The 14,563-nt window shown below is 33.3% G+C and carries 17 protein-coding genes and 1 tRNA gene; 12 read left to right on the top strand and 6 right to left on the bottom strand.

Annotation, left to right across the window (positions count from 1 at the left end; translation table 11 throughout):
- Window positions 1–103: 103 nt before the first annotated feature.
- The 3 genes from mscL to ACFQ1R_RS10095 all read right to left on the bottom strand — a co-directional run bounded on the left by mscL (window position 104) and on the right by ACFQ1R_RS10095 (window position 2,324).
- Window positions 104–511 (bottom strand): large conductance mechanosensitive channel protein MscL, encoded by a 408-nt coding sequence (gene mscL / locus ACFQ1R_RS10105; protein WP_379926048.1) that lies wholly within the window; start codon window positions 509–511, stop codon window positions 104–106.
- 63 nt (window positions 512–574) lie between these two features.
- Window positions 575–1,684: an alanine racemase gene (alr, locus tag ACFQ1R_RS10100; protein ID WP_379926047.1), complete on the bottom strand. Its 1,110-nt coding sequence runs from the start codon at window positions 1,682–1,684 to the stop codon at window positions 575–577.
- Window positions 1,677–2,324, bottom strand: a complete 648-nt coding sequence (locus ACFQ1R_RS10095; RefSeq protein ID WP_379926046.1) for a thymidine kinase — start codon at window positions 2,322–2,324, stop codon at window positions 1,677–1,679. Before ACFQ1R_RS10095 ends, alr begins: the two co-directional genes overlap by 8 nt.
- 106 nt (window positions 2,325–2,430) lie before the next feature.
- Between ACFQ1R_RS10095 and ACFQ1R_RS10090 the strand changes: the two genes are divergently transcribed.
- From ACFQ1R_RS10090 to ACFQ1R_RS10075, 4 genes are read left to right on the top strand one after another with little or no spacing between them, the layout of a single operon-like run.
- Entirely contained in the window at window positions 2,431–3,180 is a 750-nt protein-coding gene (locus tag ACFQ1R_RS10090; protein WP_379926045.1) for a hypothetical protein, read from the top strand.
- Complete coding sequence (rsmI, locus tag ACFQ1R_RS10085) at window positions 3,180–3,851, top strand: 16S rRNA (cytidine(1402)-2'-O)-methyltransferase (RefSeq protein ID WP_379926044.1); 672 nt, start codon at window positions 3,180–3,182, stop codon at window positions 3,849–3,851. The genes ACFQ1R_RS10090 and rsmI overlap by 1 nt, the downstream gene beginning before the upstream one ends.
- Window positions 3,852–3,863: 12 nt before the next feature.
- On the top strand, window positions 3,864–4,208 hold the full coding sequence (locus ACFQ1R_RS10080) for a HopJ type III effector protein (RefSeq protein WP_379926043.1): 345 nt from the start codon (window positions 3,864–3,866) through the stop codon (window positions 4,206–4,208).
- A gap of 13 nt (window positions 4,209–4,221) precedes the next feature.
- Window positions 4,222–4,794: a uracil-DNA glycosylase family protein gene (locus ACFQ1R_RS10075; RefSeq protein ID WP_379926042.1), complete on the top strand. Its 573-nt coding sequence runs from the start codon at window positions 4,222–4,224 to the stop codon at window positions 4,792–4,794.
- Between the two features lie 21 nt (window positions 4,795–4,815).
- Here ACFQ1R_RS10075 and ACFQ1R_RS10070 read toward each other — a convergent pair whose 3' ends face one another.
- Window positions 4,816–4,950 (bottom strand): hypothetical protein, encoded by a 135-nt coding sequence (locus tag ACFQ1R_RS10070; protein WP_379926041.1) that lies wholly within the window; start codon window positions 4,948–4,950, stop codon window positions 4,816–4,818.
- A 376-nt stretch (window positions 4,951–5,326) separates the two neighbouring features.
- Here ACFQ1R_RS10070 and ACFQ1R_RS10065 point away from each other — a divergent pair, with 376 nt between their 5' ends.
- The 5 genes from ACFQ1R_RS10065 to ACFQ1R_RS10045 all read left to right on the top strand — a co-directional run bounded on the left by ACFQ1R_RS10065 (window position 5,327) and on the right by ACFQ1R_RS10045 (window position 10,990).
- Window positions 5,327–6,337, top strand: a complete 1,011-nt coding sequence (locus tag ACFQ1R_RS10065) for a dipeptide epimerase (RefSeq protein ID WP_379926040.1) — start codon at window positions 5,327–5,329, stop codon at window positions 6,335–6,337.
- A 229-nt stretch (window positions 6,338–6,566) separates the two neighbouring features.
- Window positions 6,567–7,388, top strand: coding sequence for an aminotransferase class I/II-fold pyridoxal phosphate-dependent enzyme (locus ACFQ1R_RS10060; RefSeq protein WP_379926039.1), 822 nt, complete (start codon window positions 6,567–6,569; stop codon window positions 7,386–7,388).
- Window positions 7,389–7,555: 167 nt separating this feature from the next.
- Entirely contained in the window at window positions 7,556–7,978 is a 423-nt protein-coding gene (locus ACFQ1R_RS10055; protein ID WP_379926038.1) for an OsmC family protein, read from the top strand.
- 51 nt (window positions 7,979–8,029) lie between these two features.
- The gene (gene recJ, locus ACFQ1R_RS10050) at window positions 8,030–9,721 is read left to right on the top strand and encodes a single-stranded-DNA-specific exonuclease RecJ (RefSeq protein ID WP_379926037.1); all 1,692 of its coding nucleotides are present in this window, start codon (window positions 8,030–8,032) and stop codon (window positions 9,719–9,721) included.
- Window positions 9,722–9,724: 3 nt separating this feature from the next.
- A complete protein-coding gene (locus ACFQ1R_RS10045; protein ID WP_379926036.1) occupies window positions 9,725–10,990 on the top strand; it encodes an MFS transporter in 1,266 nt (421 codons plus the stop codon).
- A 2-nt stretch (window positions 10,991–10,992) separates the two neighbouring features.
- Here the strand turns inward: ACFQ1R_RS10045 and ACFQ1R_RS10040 are convergent, their stop codons facing one another.
- The gene (locus ACFQ1R_RS10040; protein WP_379926035.1) at window positions 10,993–11,751 is read right to left on the bottom strand and encodes a UDP-2,3-diacylglucosamine diphosphatase; all 759 of its coding nucleotides are present in this window, start codon (window positions 11,749–11,751) and stop codon (window positions 10,993–10,995) included.
- 260 nt (window positions 11,752–12,011) lie between these two features.
- A complete protein-coding gene (locus tag ACFQ1R_RS10035; RefSeq protein ID WP_379926034.1) occupies window positions 12,012–12,464 on the bottom strand; it encodes a 6-pyruvoyl trahydropterin synthase family protein in 453 nt (150 codons plus the stop codon).
- A 111-nt stretch (window positions 12,465–12,575) separates the two neighbouring features.
- Between ACFQ1R_RS10035 and ACFQ1R_RS10030 the strand changes: the two genes are divergently transcribed.
- The 3 genes from ACFQ1R_RS10030 to ACFQ1R_RS10020 all read left to right on the top strand — a co-directional run bounded on the left by ACFQ1R_RS10030 (window position 12,576) and on the right by ACFQ1R_RS10020 (window position 14,334).
- Entirely contained in the window at window positions 12,576–13,217 is a 642-nt protein-coding gene (locus ACFQ1R_RS10030; protein ID WP_379926033.1) for a 2OG-Fe(II) oxygenase, read from the top strand.
- A 243-nt stretch (window positions 13,218–13,460) separates the two neighbouring features.
- Complete coding sequence (locus ACFQ1R_RS10025; protein ID WP_379926032.1) at window positions 13,461–14,255, top strand: universal stress protein; 795 nt, start codon at window positions 13,461–13,463, stop codon at window positions 14,253–14,255.
- 5 nt (window positions 14,256–14,260) lie between these two features.
- Window positions 14,261–14,334: transfer RNA gene (locus ACFQ1R_RS10020), tRNA-Ala, on the top strand.
- The last annotated feature ends 229 nt before the right edge of the window (window positions 14,335–14,563 follow it).

The raw sequence follows: 14,563 nt of genomic DNA, 5'->3' as shown, positions 1-14,563 counted from the left end.
ACTAATTATTAATTCTATTTTAATGGTAAAAAAAAGCCCTTGTTTTAAGAAAACAAAGGCTTTTTAACAACAAATAACACAATGTTATTTATTTAACAAGTTGTTATTTTTTCAACAAATCTCTTATTTGGATCAATAATTCTTCTTGAGTTGGTCCTGCTGGAGGTGCTGGAGCTGGCTCTTCTTTTTTCTTCATTTTGCCATAAGCTTTGATAATTATAAACATTACTAGGCCCACAATTACTAAATTAACAAGAGTGTTAATCCAAGCACCATAACGGATAGCATTTTCCGCTACTGCAGCTACATCGCCATTAGCGGCAACAGCTTCAGTAAGTACAATTTTCATGTCTGCAAAGTCTACGCCACCTGAAACTTGACCTACTATTGGCATAACAATATCATTCACAAAGCCATTTACAACCTGACCAACGGCTCCAGCCATAATTACAGCTACTGCAAATTCAATGACGTTGCCAGTCATGATAAAATTCTTAAATTCTTTCAACATAATTACTAGTTTTAATGGTTAAATTAATTTGACACTAATATAAATAAAAAAGTCACATAATACTTAGTTGCCTATAAAATTGCGTTTTACACGTTGTGAAATGCCTGTAATTAATTCATAGGAAATGGTGCTTGCTGTTTCTGCCAATTTTTCGGCAGTTGTATTTGGGCCAAAAACAATAACTTCATCGCCTTCTTTACAATCAATATCGGTAACGTTTACCATAATCATATCCATGCATACGTTTCCTAAAATATAAGCTTTTTGATTGTTGATAATAACGTAACCTTTGCCTTTGCCGTATTGCCTACCAATTCCATCGGCATGACCAATAGGAAGTGTAGCCGATTTTAACAATCTTTCCGTTTTAAAAGCACGATTATAGCCAATAGATTCACCTTTATTAATGGTATGAATTTGTGAAATGATGGTTTTTAAGGTACCAATTGGGGTGAAGTTTTTATTTTCTTTTTTTGAATTTCCAAAGCCATATAAGCCAATACCGCTTCTTACCATATCAAAATGAGCTTCAGGATAATTTAAAATTCCAGAAGTATTGCAAATGTGAAGCATTGGTTTATAACCTAAAGTGTTGGTTATGTTTTCGGCAATAGTTTTAAATTTTTGAATTTGATTTAAGGTGAATTCTCGTTCGCTCAAATCTTCACTAGCGGCTAAATGCGAAAAGATAGATTTCACTTTTACTGCGGTAGTTTCTTTTAGTTTTTCACCAATAGAATTAACATCATTTTCAGAAAAACCTAAGCGATTTAAGCCCGTATTAAACTTGATATGAATGGGATAATTGGTTTGTTGTTCCGCGGAAGCGATACTAATAAACTCATTTAAAATTTTAGCATTATATAAATTAGGTTCTAAGCAATTTTCAATTAATAGGTTGAAATTTGCAGCTTGCGGATGCAGTACCAAAATAGGTTTTGTAATGCCCGCTTTTCTAAGCGCAACGCCTTCGTGTACAAAGGCAACGGCAAAATAATAGACGTCTAATTTTTGTAGATAATTGGCTATTTCGCAAGCATCACTTCCGTAGGCAAACGCTTTTACAACTGCCATAAAATGTGTTCCATTAGAAATTCTCGATTTTAAATGTTCAAAATTCTGTTTTAATGCTTTTAAATCGATTTCAAGTATGGTTTCTTGTGCTTTAGGCATCGGGGTTTTCGGGTTTTGGTGTTACTTCTTCGGCATCGTTCACTTTCATATTTCTAACTTTATCGCGAGTCATGGCTTTGTAATAAGCGGCTCTACTTAAAGGCTCGTATTCATCAACTTCACCAAGCATTACTAAGTTGTCATTTTTAGCTTTACGATAACTATATTGTGCTAAATTACCTGTTCTGGTACAAACCGCATGTACTTTGGTAACATATTCGGCAGTTGCCATTAAGTTGGGCATTGGACCAAACGGATTGCCTTTAAAATCCATATCTAAACCAGCAACAATAACACGAACACCTTTATTTGCTAAATCGTTGCAAACGCGAACAATTTCATCATCAAAAAATTGGGCTTCGTCAATACCAACTACGTCGCAACCATCTGCCAAAATAGGAATGTTGGCAGCGGCGGGAACAGGTGTTGAGCGAATTTCGTTAGCATCGTGCGATACTACCATATCTTCATGATAGCGCACATCAATAGAAGGTTTAAAAATTTCAACTTTCTGTCTGGCAAATTGCGCGCGTTTAAGCCTGCGAATCAATTCTTCGGTTTTACCAGAAAACATAGAGCCACAAATAACTTCAATCCAACCAAATTGTTCTTTCTGATTTACGGTATTTTCAAGAAACATTTTGTAATTTTAACACTAAAATAAAGCGATTATTCGTTTTTATAAAGGTGGCGTAAATTTATTAAAAATCAAATGCCTAAATAGCATAAATTTAAAAATTATAATAATGAAGAAGAAGTTAGAGGCGGAATTGGTAAGTATAGCTCATAGAATTCTTAAGCTAAAGGGAAAAGAAGATGTTATTAAAATGCATGCTGAAGTTTCGGTGCTGTTTGAAAAACTATCGGTTTTAAAGTTTTTAAATGAAGATACGGAAGAAAACGTACCTACAGCAGGCATTAACTCGTCGTTTTTAGACACACTTGAAAGTGCATTTAATAACAAAAAAGATGCCGCTCATGAAGCTGAAAACAAGAGTTATATTAATTTAGGTGATGTTGAAGAAGAAGAAAACATGATGGTTCCAGGTATTGAAACCATAAAAGAAATGGTAGCACACATGCCAGATGAGGTTGAGCATATTGATGAGGTTTTAAAAGATATACCTACAAAAAAAGAATCATCACTTAAAAACGATTTAGAAGATTTAATGGCTAGTTTTAAAACAATGCCCGTTTTTGAGCCTGTTATTAAAGCACAAAATGGCGTTTTAAACGAAAAAAAGTCGTTAAATGATACAATAAAAATTGGCGCTTTAAACATAGGACTTAATGATAAATTAGCATTTATAAAACACTTATTTGATGGTGAAAGTGAAGATTATGAACGTGTTATGGCTCAATTAAAGTCCTTTGAATCTTTTGAAAGTGCTAAACAATTTATAGTAGAAATTGTAAAATTAGATTACAATAATTGGGTTGGTAAAGAGGAAGTGGAAGCACGATTTCTTCAAATTATAGAAAGTAAATACAATTAATGAGCAAACTTTACATTGTACCAACACCCATTGGAAATTTAAAAGACATGACTTTCAGGGCTGTTGAAATTTTAAAAGAAGTAGATTTAATTCTTGCAGAAGATACCCGAACTTCAGGGAAACTACTAAAACATTTTGAAATTTCAACCCATATGCAGTCGCACCACATGCACAACGAGCATAAAACGGTTGAAAATTTAATTCAAAAATTAAAAAGCGGCACTACGGTAGCATTAATAAGCGATGCAGGAACGCCAGCCATCTCCGACCCCGGATTTTTACTCACGCGTGCCTGTATAGAAAACCATATAGAAGTAGATTGTTTGCCCGGAGCCACAGCTTTTGTGCCTGCATTGGTAAATTCTGGCTTGCCAAACGATAAGTTTGTGTTTGAAGGGTTTTTGCCCGTTAAAAAAGGAAGGCAAACACGTTTGTTATTACTTGCCGAAGAAACCAGAACCATTATTTTTTATGAAAGTCCGCATAAACTAATAAAAACCTTAGGACATTTTTGTGAGTATTTTGGAGAAGATAGAGAGGTGTCGGTATCTAGAGAATTAACAAAATTGTATGAAGAAACCATACGTGGTAGCGCCAAAGAAGTATTGGAATATTACACGAATAAACCACCAAAAGGAGAAATAGTTGTTGTGGTTGGAGGAAAAAAATAGAATAAAATAATAATGAATTTAGAAGAATTTAAACAAAAATTAAAAAACACACCCAACAGCATTGAGTTTTCTGAAACCATGGCTGTAATAGAATCAAATTACGAGTTTACACCAACCGCTTTTAAAAATGGCGAATTGCAGAACAATGCTGGTGAAAATTCAGGATCGTGCAAATTGTTTGCTTTTGCCAAACTACAAGGTTTTACAAAAGATGAAACATTAGTTTGTTTCGGGAAATTTTATTTTGATGATGTATTGAAAGACCCCAACGGTACAGGACATCAAAACATTAGAAACTTTATGAAAACAGGTTTTGAAGGTTTGACTTTTGAAAGTGAAGCATTGAAACTCAAATAGTTTTTTGTTTCAGATGCAAGACTTGTTATTACATATAAAACAATGTACCATCTGCGAAAAACACTTGCCTTTAGGTCCGCGACCTGTTGTGGTGGCGCATCCCGATGCTAAAATTCTTATTATTGGTCAAGCACCCGGAACCAAAGTGCATAAAACAGCTATTCCTTGGAACGACCCAAGCGGCAACCAATTAAGAAATTGGTTGGGAGTAACAGAGGAAGAGTTTTACGATGCAACAAAATTTGCCATCATGCCCATGGGTTTTTGTTATCCAGGAAAAGGAAAATCGGGCGATTTACCACCACGACCTGAATGTGCGCCACAGTGGCATAAACCTTTGTTAGAGCATTTACCAAATGTAGAGTTGGTTATTTTAATTGGTATGTACGCTCAAAACTATTATTTAGGAAAGCAAACAAAGGAAACACTTACCGAAACGGTTGCTAATTTTAAAGACTATTTACCAAAGTTTTTACCATTACCACATCCATCACCACGCAATAGGTTTTGGTTGACAAAGAATCCTTGGTTTGAGGTTGAGGTGTTGCCAATATTAAAACAAAAATGCAAAAGCATTCTCCTTTAGATTTTTGGTTACATATTAAAATCAAGGTTTTTCATTTTTGCTAATAAAATGTATTTTATTATCATAGTCTCTTTTCTTAAGTAAATTAGGGTAATGGAATTCATTTTTTGATTTCTTTTCATAACTACCAATGGCTTCAATCTGAGATTTATTCATTTCTGAAAAAAGTTTAATTCTCTTTCGTTTTTCTACTTCTTTTATTTTAACGATTACAATAGTTGTAAATGATGAAATAATTATAAGATAATACCAATGTTCCATAGTTTCTAAAATTTCAAGCTAAAGTAAATCAGTCTTGTAAATTGGTTTAAGACATGAACTTTTGTGTTAGCATTAATTCTAGAAACCAAGGTATAATAAGGGTCCTTATAAAAAAAGGACAACAAAAAGACACTTAATTAATAAAAGAAAACCTCGCCATTTCAGGAAAGGTTGTATAAAATTATTAGTGCATTAGTGGCAAAAATAACAATCACAAACATCATCAAATCCTATAATTTCATTAACTTTCATCAATAATACAAAGGTTTTTATGGAAGTTATTTTAAGGGCATTCAATTTAAAATTAAAACATACATTTTCAATTTCTAGAGAGTCGTATAATGAGCAACCCACATTAATTGTAGAACTAAAATCAGATGGCTTTTCAGGTTTTGGGGAAGCTACTTCCAATCCGTACTACGGTGTAACCATTCAAAAAATGATGGACGATTTAACAGCGTTGCAACCCCTAATTGAAAACGCCACTCAATCTACACCCGAAGAATTTTGGAAACACATGCATCAACATTTAAAACATAATATGTTTGCGTTATGTGCTTTAGATTTGGCTTACAACGATTTGTATGCACGAAAACAAGGCAAAAAACTATACGAACTTTGGGGTTATGATGTTTCAAATAATCCGTTAACAAACTATACCATTGGTATTGATTCTGTTGAGAAAATGGTTTCAAAAATGCAAGAGTTGCCTTGGCCTATTTATAAAATAAAACTAGGCACTAAAGAAGATATTAAAATTGTTACCGAATTACGAAAACACACAAACGCCATTTTTAGAATTGATGCCAATTGCGGTTGGACGGTTGATGAAACTATAAAAAACGCCAAAGCCTTAAAAGAACTTGGTGTTGAATTTTTAGAGCAACCTTTAAAGGCTAATGATTGGGAAGGGCACAAAGAAGTGTATCAAAAATCGGTTTTGCCCGTTATAGCAGATGAAAGTTGTCAAGTAGAAGCCGATGTTGCCAAATGTTATAACCACTTTCATGGCATCAACGTAAAATTGGTAAAATGTGGTGGTTTAACATCGGCTAGACGCATGTTGGTGCACGCCAAAGAACTCAAAATGAAAACCATGGTGGGTTGCATGACCGAGTCATCGGTAGGTATTTCAGCCATTGCACATTTATTACCGCTTTTAGATTTTGTAGATATGGATGGTGCGCTATTATTATCTGAAAATATCGCAACGGGCGTTACCATAAAAAACGGTGTAACAACCTATAGTAATTTAAACGGTACAGGTGTTTCTTTAATTTAAGTTATATGATAGTTGATGGTTTTCCTGATAGAGAAATTACCGTAAACAGTAGGTCTTATTTATACTTTGGCGGTACAAATTATTTAGGTTTGGCAACGCACACAAAATTTCAGGATAACCTAATGAATGGTATAAAAAATGGGGAACAAGCTATGGTAGTTCTCGTAATGCCAATATTAAATTATCGGTTTACGCTGAAGCGGAACAACTATTTGCCAACTTAATTGGTATGGAAGCAGCACTTACGTTTTCATCTGGAACTTTGGCTGGAAAATTGGTTTTAGAAAGTTTATCGAAGTCCAAAAACACCTTTTATCATTACCCTAAAACACATCCAGCCATTTTACATAAAAATAGTTTACCTGTATTTATTGAAGGTAAATTGCATCCAAACTTATGTAACAATACTATTGAAACAGTAGTAATTACTGCCGATGCTTTTTTAGGTTTGGAAGTTGAACCTACTAGTTTTGAGTTTTTAAACACTATTTCTTCACAAAAGCGCATTATTTTGGTACTTGATGAATCGCATAGCTTGGGTATTGTTGGTAAGCATCTAGAAGGTGTTTTTAGTACCATTTCAAATAAAAACATATATCAAAAAATCATGGTGTCGTCATTAGGAAAAGCACTAGGCATATCTGGAGGTATTATTGCTGCAGATAAAAAGTTTATAGATGCTTTAAAAAACGAACCAGATTTCATTTCGGCTTCAAGCATAAATCCTGCGTATTTAGAAACGTTTATAGTTTCTCAAGAAATAATAAAAGACCAACAAGAAAAACTAAAATTGAATTTAGAATTTCTATTTGAAGGCTTAAAGTTGAAGTCTGCATTTAAATACAACAAAAAGTATCCAGTTATCTACTGTGAAAATGATACTATTTTCAAAAATTTCTACGAAAAAGGCATCATCATTACAAACTTTAAATATCCTACTTATAAAACGGCGATGAACCGAATTGTTATAACTTCAAACCATACTCAAAACGATTTAAAACAACTTAAGCAAGCTTTAATAGCTTATAGCGACTCTACTTTAGAAAATTAATATAATTTCAATTTAATTAAAATTTTAAAGTTTTAGTTAAAGATTTTCAATGTGTTAGCTAATAAATTAAGTTTTATATATAAGTGTGTAACAAATTACATTGAATGTTTTTTTTGGAAAATTAATATGTATTTTTGACAAAAATTCAACTAATAAAGTTTTAAAATATGACGAATCTTATCACCACAACGTGGTTAGGAAACATGAAGTTTGAGAGTACTAATCCATCTGGTCACAACCTGTTTATTGATGCAGGACCAGAAAATGATGGCAATGGTGAAGGCTACAGGCCAAAGGCATTAATGCTTTCTGCTTTGGCAGGTTGTTCTGGGTTAGATGTGGCTTCGCTTATTAAAAAAATGAAGTTAGACGTGTCTGATTTTAAAATAGATATAGAAGCAAATCTTACTGAAGAGCATCCTAAGTTTTATGATAAAGTAGCAATGCATTTTCATTTTTATGGTGACAATTTAAGCGAAAAGAAACTTCAAAAAGCAGTCGATTTATCGGTTGAAAAATATTGTGGCGTTATGGAAATGTTTCGCCAGTTTGCAACATTAACCATAGAAACGCATTTTCATAAAAAATAAAGTTTACAAACCAACTTTAAACTTTTTAACCGTTAACTTTTCAACTGATAGATGCGTTGGACCATAAAGCCTAAACCAGATTCTAAAAAGCTTGAAGCCTTACAAAAAGCGCTTCAAGTAGATGCTGTAATAGCTACTTTGTTGTTACAACGTGGTGTAGAAACCTATGATGATGCTAAAGCATTTTTTAGACCAAGTTTAGACGATTTGCACAATCCATACCTAATGAAAGATATGGATAAAGCTGTTGCCAGAATTGAAAAGGCTATGGCAAACAAAGAAAATATTCTGGTTTATGGCGATTATGATGTAGATGGAACAACGTCGGTCGCACTAATGTCTTCCTATTTAAAATCGAAGTACAATTTAGTATATACCTACATTCCCAACAGGTATGATGAAGGTTATGGTATTTCATACAAAGGCATAAATTTTGCCTTAGAAAATAATTTTACGCTCATCATTGCTTTAGATTGTGGTATAAAATCTGTTGATAAAGTTGCTTATGCCAAAACATTAGGCATCGATTTTATTATTTGTGACCATCACAGACCAGGAGACGAAATTCCTGAAGCCGTAGCGGTTTTAGACCCAAAAAGAGACGATTGTAATTATCCTTATAAAGAATTATGTGGTTGTGGTGTTGGGTTTAAACTCATACAAGCTTTAGCCCAAAAAGACGGAAAAACAGCCGAAGATTTAGTAGAATACCTCGATTTGGTAGCAACAGCTATTGGTGCCGATATTGTGCCTATTGATGGTGAAAACCGAGTGTTAGCCTATTTTGGATTGATGATTATAAACACCAAACCAAGACCAGGTATTAAAGCCATTTTAAACCAAGTTGATAAAACAGAATTAACCATTACCGATGTAGTTTTTGTTGTAGCACCACGTATTAATGCTGCAGGACGTATGGAACATGGTAATTTTGCGGTTAGATTATTAACTGAAGAAGAAGAAGATTTGGCAGCAAAATATGCTTCAGAAATTAATGATTATAATTTAGATAGACGTGAAACCGATAAGCTAATTACCGAAGAAGCGTTAAAACAAATTGAAGACAATAAAGAAGAAAACCGACTTACAACGGTAGTTTACCACCCAGAATGGCATAAAGGCGTTATAGGCATTGTAGCTTCCAGATTAACCGAAACGTATTACAGACCAACTTTAGTGTTTACAAAAAGCGGCGATAAATTGGCGGCTTCAGCACGTTCTGTACGCGATTTTGATATTTACAATGTTTTAGAAGCTTGTAGCGAACATATAGAACAGTTTGGCGGCCATAAATACGCTGCTGGTTTAACACTTTTAGAAGAAAACTATGAAGCTTTTAAACAAGCTTTTGAAGATGAAGTTTCCAAAACCATTGATAGAAATCTTTTAACACCCGAAATTAAAATTGATGTTAAAATTGATTTAGATGATATTAAGCCTAAATTTTATAGAATTTTAAAACAATTTGCACCTTACGGACCAAATAATATGACGCCTGTTTTTATGACGGATAACCTAATTGATACAGGTTACGGAAAATGTGTAGGCGAAGATAAAACCCATTTAAGAATTACCGTAACACAACCACAATCAAAAAGTTTAGTAGCCATTGGTTTTGGTATGGGCGATAAATTTGATATTGTTTCAGATAAAAAACCATTTAAAGCCGTTTATTCCATTGATGAAAATGAATGGCAAGGGCATGTTTCTTTACAACTCAAACTGCGAGATATTAAAGAATAAAAAATGCAGAAAACCGACCCATACGCAGCCTTACGAATTAAAGAATTCAATATCTTTTTATTAGTACGTTTTGTGCTTGTTTTTGGCTGGTCTATGCAATTTATTGTGATAGAATGGGAAGTGTACAGCTTAACGAAAGATCCATTATCACTTGGTATAATTGGCTTAATGGAAATTATTCCAGCATTTACCATGGCATTATTTGCTGGTCATATTGTAGACCAAAAGGAAAAACGAAATCTTTTAGCACTTTGTATCGCGGCATTTTCAATGATTAGTTTTGGCTTGTTTTTATTAACATGGCCTAAAATAGTTTCAGCTTGGTCAACCCAAACTATTTTGTATAGTATTTATGCTTTGGTGTTTTTTGGTGGATTTTTACGGTCGTTTTTCGGGCCAACAATTTTCTCATTAGTTGCTTTAATAGTGCCTAAAAAAGCTTACCCAAATGCAGCTACTTGGAACAGTTCTACATGGCAAATGGCATCGGTTTTAGGACCTGCAACTGGTGGTTTTTTAATTGGTTGGATAGGTGTTCATTGGTCGTTATGCATCATTTTTGGTTTAATAGTATTGTCATTTATCATTTTATTACAGATAAAACGAAAACCAATTTTAAACCCTAAAATTGGTGAACCTGTTATTGAAAGTTTAAAAGAAGGTGTTCGCTTTGTATTTAAAACCAAAGCTATTTTAGGTGCTATGACTTTGGATATGATTGCTGTTTTATTTGGTGGCGCTATTGCTTTATTACCCGTTTTTGCTCAAGATATTTTAAAAGTAGGTAGCGAAGGTTTTGGTGTGTTGCGAGCAGCTCCTGCCGTTGGTGCATTTATAACCATGTTAATTACGGCTTATTTACCTATAAGTAAAAATGCGGGTATGAAACTGTTGGTTGCCATTTTTGGTTTTGGGGTTTGTATTATTGTTTTTGGGTTGTCTTCAATATTTTGGGTTTCGGTGGCGGCATTATTTTTTAGTGGTGTTACCGATGGTGTTTCAATGGTTGTGCGTCAAACAATTTTACAACTTAAAACACCCGATCATATGCGTGGGCGCGTATCATCAGTAAATTCAATGTTTGTTGGCTCGTCAAACGAATTGGGTGCTTTTGAAAGTGGCGTAACTGCAAAACTTATGGGAACAGTGACGGCAGTAGTTTTTGGAGGAACAATGACTTTGATAACTGTTGTTACTACAGGTATTGTATCGCCTTCGTTTAGAAAATTAGATTTAACGAAGGATTTGGAGGAACATAATAAAGATTAAAATTACGGTTTGAAGGTTTTTAATTCAAACTGTTCTCCATCAAAAACACCATATGTAAAGTAATTTACCCAATCGCCAAGATTGATGTATTTTGAGTTGTTGTTTAGTTGAATTTCTAAAGGCAAATGACGATGACCAAAAACAAAGTAATCGTAGTGCTTTTCGTTTAGTTTTTCTTTGGAATATTGTACCAACCATTCCTTGTCTTCACCTAAAAATGTAGCATCATCATCACCAGATATTAATTTGTTTTTTATTGATAGGTATTGCGCAATTTTAACACCAATATCTGGATGCATCCACCTAAAAAGCCATTTAAAAATAGGGTTGGTAAACACTTTTTTCATGCGTTTATAGCCTTTGTCGTGTGGTCCTAAACCATCGCCATGACCTATAAAAAAGGTTTTATTGTTAAAGGCAAACTCTTTAGGTTCGTGGTAAACGGGTATGTTTAACTCGTTTTTAAAATAACCATTCATCCATAAATCGTGATTACCAACAAAAAAGTATATAGGAATTCCAGAATCGGATATTTCGGCAAGTTTGCCTAAGGTTCTTGTAAATCCTTTAGGAACAACGGTTTGGTATTCAAACCAAAAGTCGAATAAATCGCCAACTAAAAATATGGCAGCAGCATCGTGTTTAACGGTGTCTAACCAAGTAACAAATTTCTTTTCGCGTGGGCGAGAAGCTTCGGGTGTTGGTGCTCCTAAGTGGTTATCGGAAGCGAAATATATTTTTTTTCCTTTTGGAATTTCCATGAGGTAAATATAAATAATTCCTGCTAAGGCAGGAATCTTATTATCATGGTGTAAAAATAATGAACATTATGGCTGATTATGCTACTAATGCACTAATATTTTTTGTTGCTAATAATGTATGACCGATGTTAGATAACCGTAGTGTATGCTAGGTTGCCTAAAATTTAGCAAGTTACTGCGTTAGGGATAGAAGCGAAAAGCCCAAAGTGAGACACGAACGCGGACTTGTAGCGTATAGCCCGACCCGATAGGGTAACGCCCTAAATATTATCGTAAGCGTACCATTCGGCAAACGAACTGTCTGTTTCTTGAAGTTTTAGCGAGTATAATTCAATGTGTTCTGGCAGGCGTTTTTTAATTTTTTTCGCAAAGTCTATAACCATCATTTCGCTGGTTGGTTGGTAATCTACAAGCAGCACGTTGTGACCTCTATATTCTAGTTCTTTGGCAAGTTCTATATGTGGTGTGTTTTTGTTAAACACGGTGGCGTGGTCAAAAACGTTTACTATTTCTTCTTTCACAATTTTTTTTAAATCGCTAAAATCTATAACCATGCCGTACTTAACATTTTTTGTGTCGGAAATGGGTTTTCCAATAACTGTAACCGAAAGTTTATAGCTGTGACCGTGTACATTTTTACACATACCGTCGTAACCGTAAAGTGCGTGACCAGTTTCGAATGAAAATTGTTTTGTGATGCGAATAAAACTCATTAGTGATAAATTTATAGTGCAAAGATAAGGGTTTTGTAAAAGCAATTCGTTTTTAGATTACATTTGCGCGCTTTGATTTATAATGAACACAAAGTTTTTTATTAAAACCCTATGAATCAACTTTTTGAGGCTATTGATTTTGTTGAAAATTCACTGTATGAACAAATAATTTCGGACATTGGAACGAAGCAATATAGCATTATTGAAAATTTTTTTTCGGAAGAAGATGTTTTAGTTTTAAGGCAGTTACTTTTAGAAAAATATGAAGAAGATGCGTTTAAAAAAGCAGCTATAGGGAATAGGTTTGAGGAAACTATTGTAAAATCAATTCGTGGCGACGTTATTTTATGGATGGACGAAACTAAAGCCGATGCCGCAGAATTACTTTTTTTTAACAAAATAAATGATTTAGTAAATTACCTTAATAAAACCTGTTTTATGGGTATTTTACACAAAGAGTTTCATTACGCTATTTATCCAAAAAACACATTTTACAAACGGCATATTGATACGTTTCAAAATGATGACAGACGCAAATTATCGTTTGTTTGCTATTTGAATGAAGATGGCTGGTTGCCAGAAAATGGCGGCGAATTGGTGTTGTATTTAAATGAAAATGGAGAGGAAGTAGAAAAGATTATCTATCCATTTCCAGGACGTGTTGTAATTTTTGAAAGTCAAATTATTGAACACGAAGTAAAACCCGTAAATACCCAACGCTTAAGTATAACGGGTTGGTTAAAAACACGTTAATTAGCGTCTTTTACGTCTGTTCACATAATAGACAACTATTAAAGCAAGACCTAAAATTAGGAATAAACCTCTACCACTTAAAAAACTTAAAATATCCATATGCTATTGTAATTATGTTGTAAATTTAAAATTATTCGCGAATTATTAATATGAAATGCGTGCTATTTTAATTTGATATAATTTGTATTGTGTTATTTACAAATGATTAAATTGTTTTACTTTTGTTTAAAAATTAATAATTGCATGAAAAATATTTTAGTCCCTGTTGGAGCTTCAGAAAATGCTTTGAGTAATTTACAATATGCTGTAGATTTTGCGCAAGCTTTTGGTGCAAAACTGTTTGTAGTTCAAGTATATAATGTTTATACCAAAGCTGGCACTATGATTAAAATTGATCATATTTTAGAACAAGACACGCTAGATTATTTAAATGATTTGGTTTCTAAGGTTGATACAAAAAATGTTGAGGTTGTTGTAAGAGCATTAAAAGGAAAGTTTGTTGATACCATAGAATTGGCTTGTAAAACAGCAAATATTGACTTAATTTTAATTGAACCAAGAATTTATTCTGAAGATGAAGATTTATTTTTAGGAAAAACCTCGGGTAAAATTGTAAAACAAACATCAATCCCTACGTTAATAATTCCTGAAGGTTGCGTTTTTAAACCTATTGAAACCATTTTAATGGCAGTAAAATCGGCTATAATAAAAAAAGATGATGTTTTAAAACCGCTAAAAGCAGTTAAAGATAATTTTAAATCAGTAGTAAATTTGCTATTAGTTAAAACACCATATTACAGTGAAGGTGATTTTGAATTAAATGATGAGTTAAGCAGTATTATTACAGAAATAACATATTCAGAAAGTCCAACAACTTACCTTGGTGTTTTAGAACATTATAAATCGCACAATCCAGATATGCTTTGTGTTGTAAGACGTAAACGCGGGTTTTTCATGAAAATATGGGAAAACAACCAGATTTATAAAACAGAATTTAATAGTACATTACCAGTTTTGGTATTAAGTGAATTAAAATAAAAATTGGGGATGTAGCTCAGTTGGCTAGAGTGCTTGACTGGCAGTCAAGAGGTCGTGGGTTCGAATCCCATCTTCTCCACTTAAAATAAACCCTTGTGTTTTAAAACGCAAGGGTTTTATTTTTTAAGGCAAATAAATATTACTCATAAGTACTTATACACTTATATTTTATAAGTGTATAAATAACATTTATTATAAATATGCTTGGTTATGTTGTTTTTTTAAGCTAATTATGTAAAACTAAAAATGCAGTTATTAAAATAAGTTTAACACAAAACTTAAGCGTACATACTTATAATTTAGTAAAA

Origin of the sequence: Mariniflexile jejuense, from assembly GCF_042675665.1 — a bacterium.
GTDB lineage: Bacteria > Bacteroidota > Bacteroidia > Flavobacteriales > Flavobacteriaceae > Mariniflexile > Mariniflexile jejuense.
This window is presented reverse-complemented; position numbering and strand designations above follow the sequence as displayed.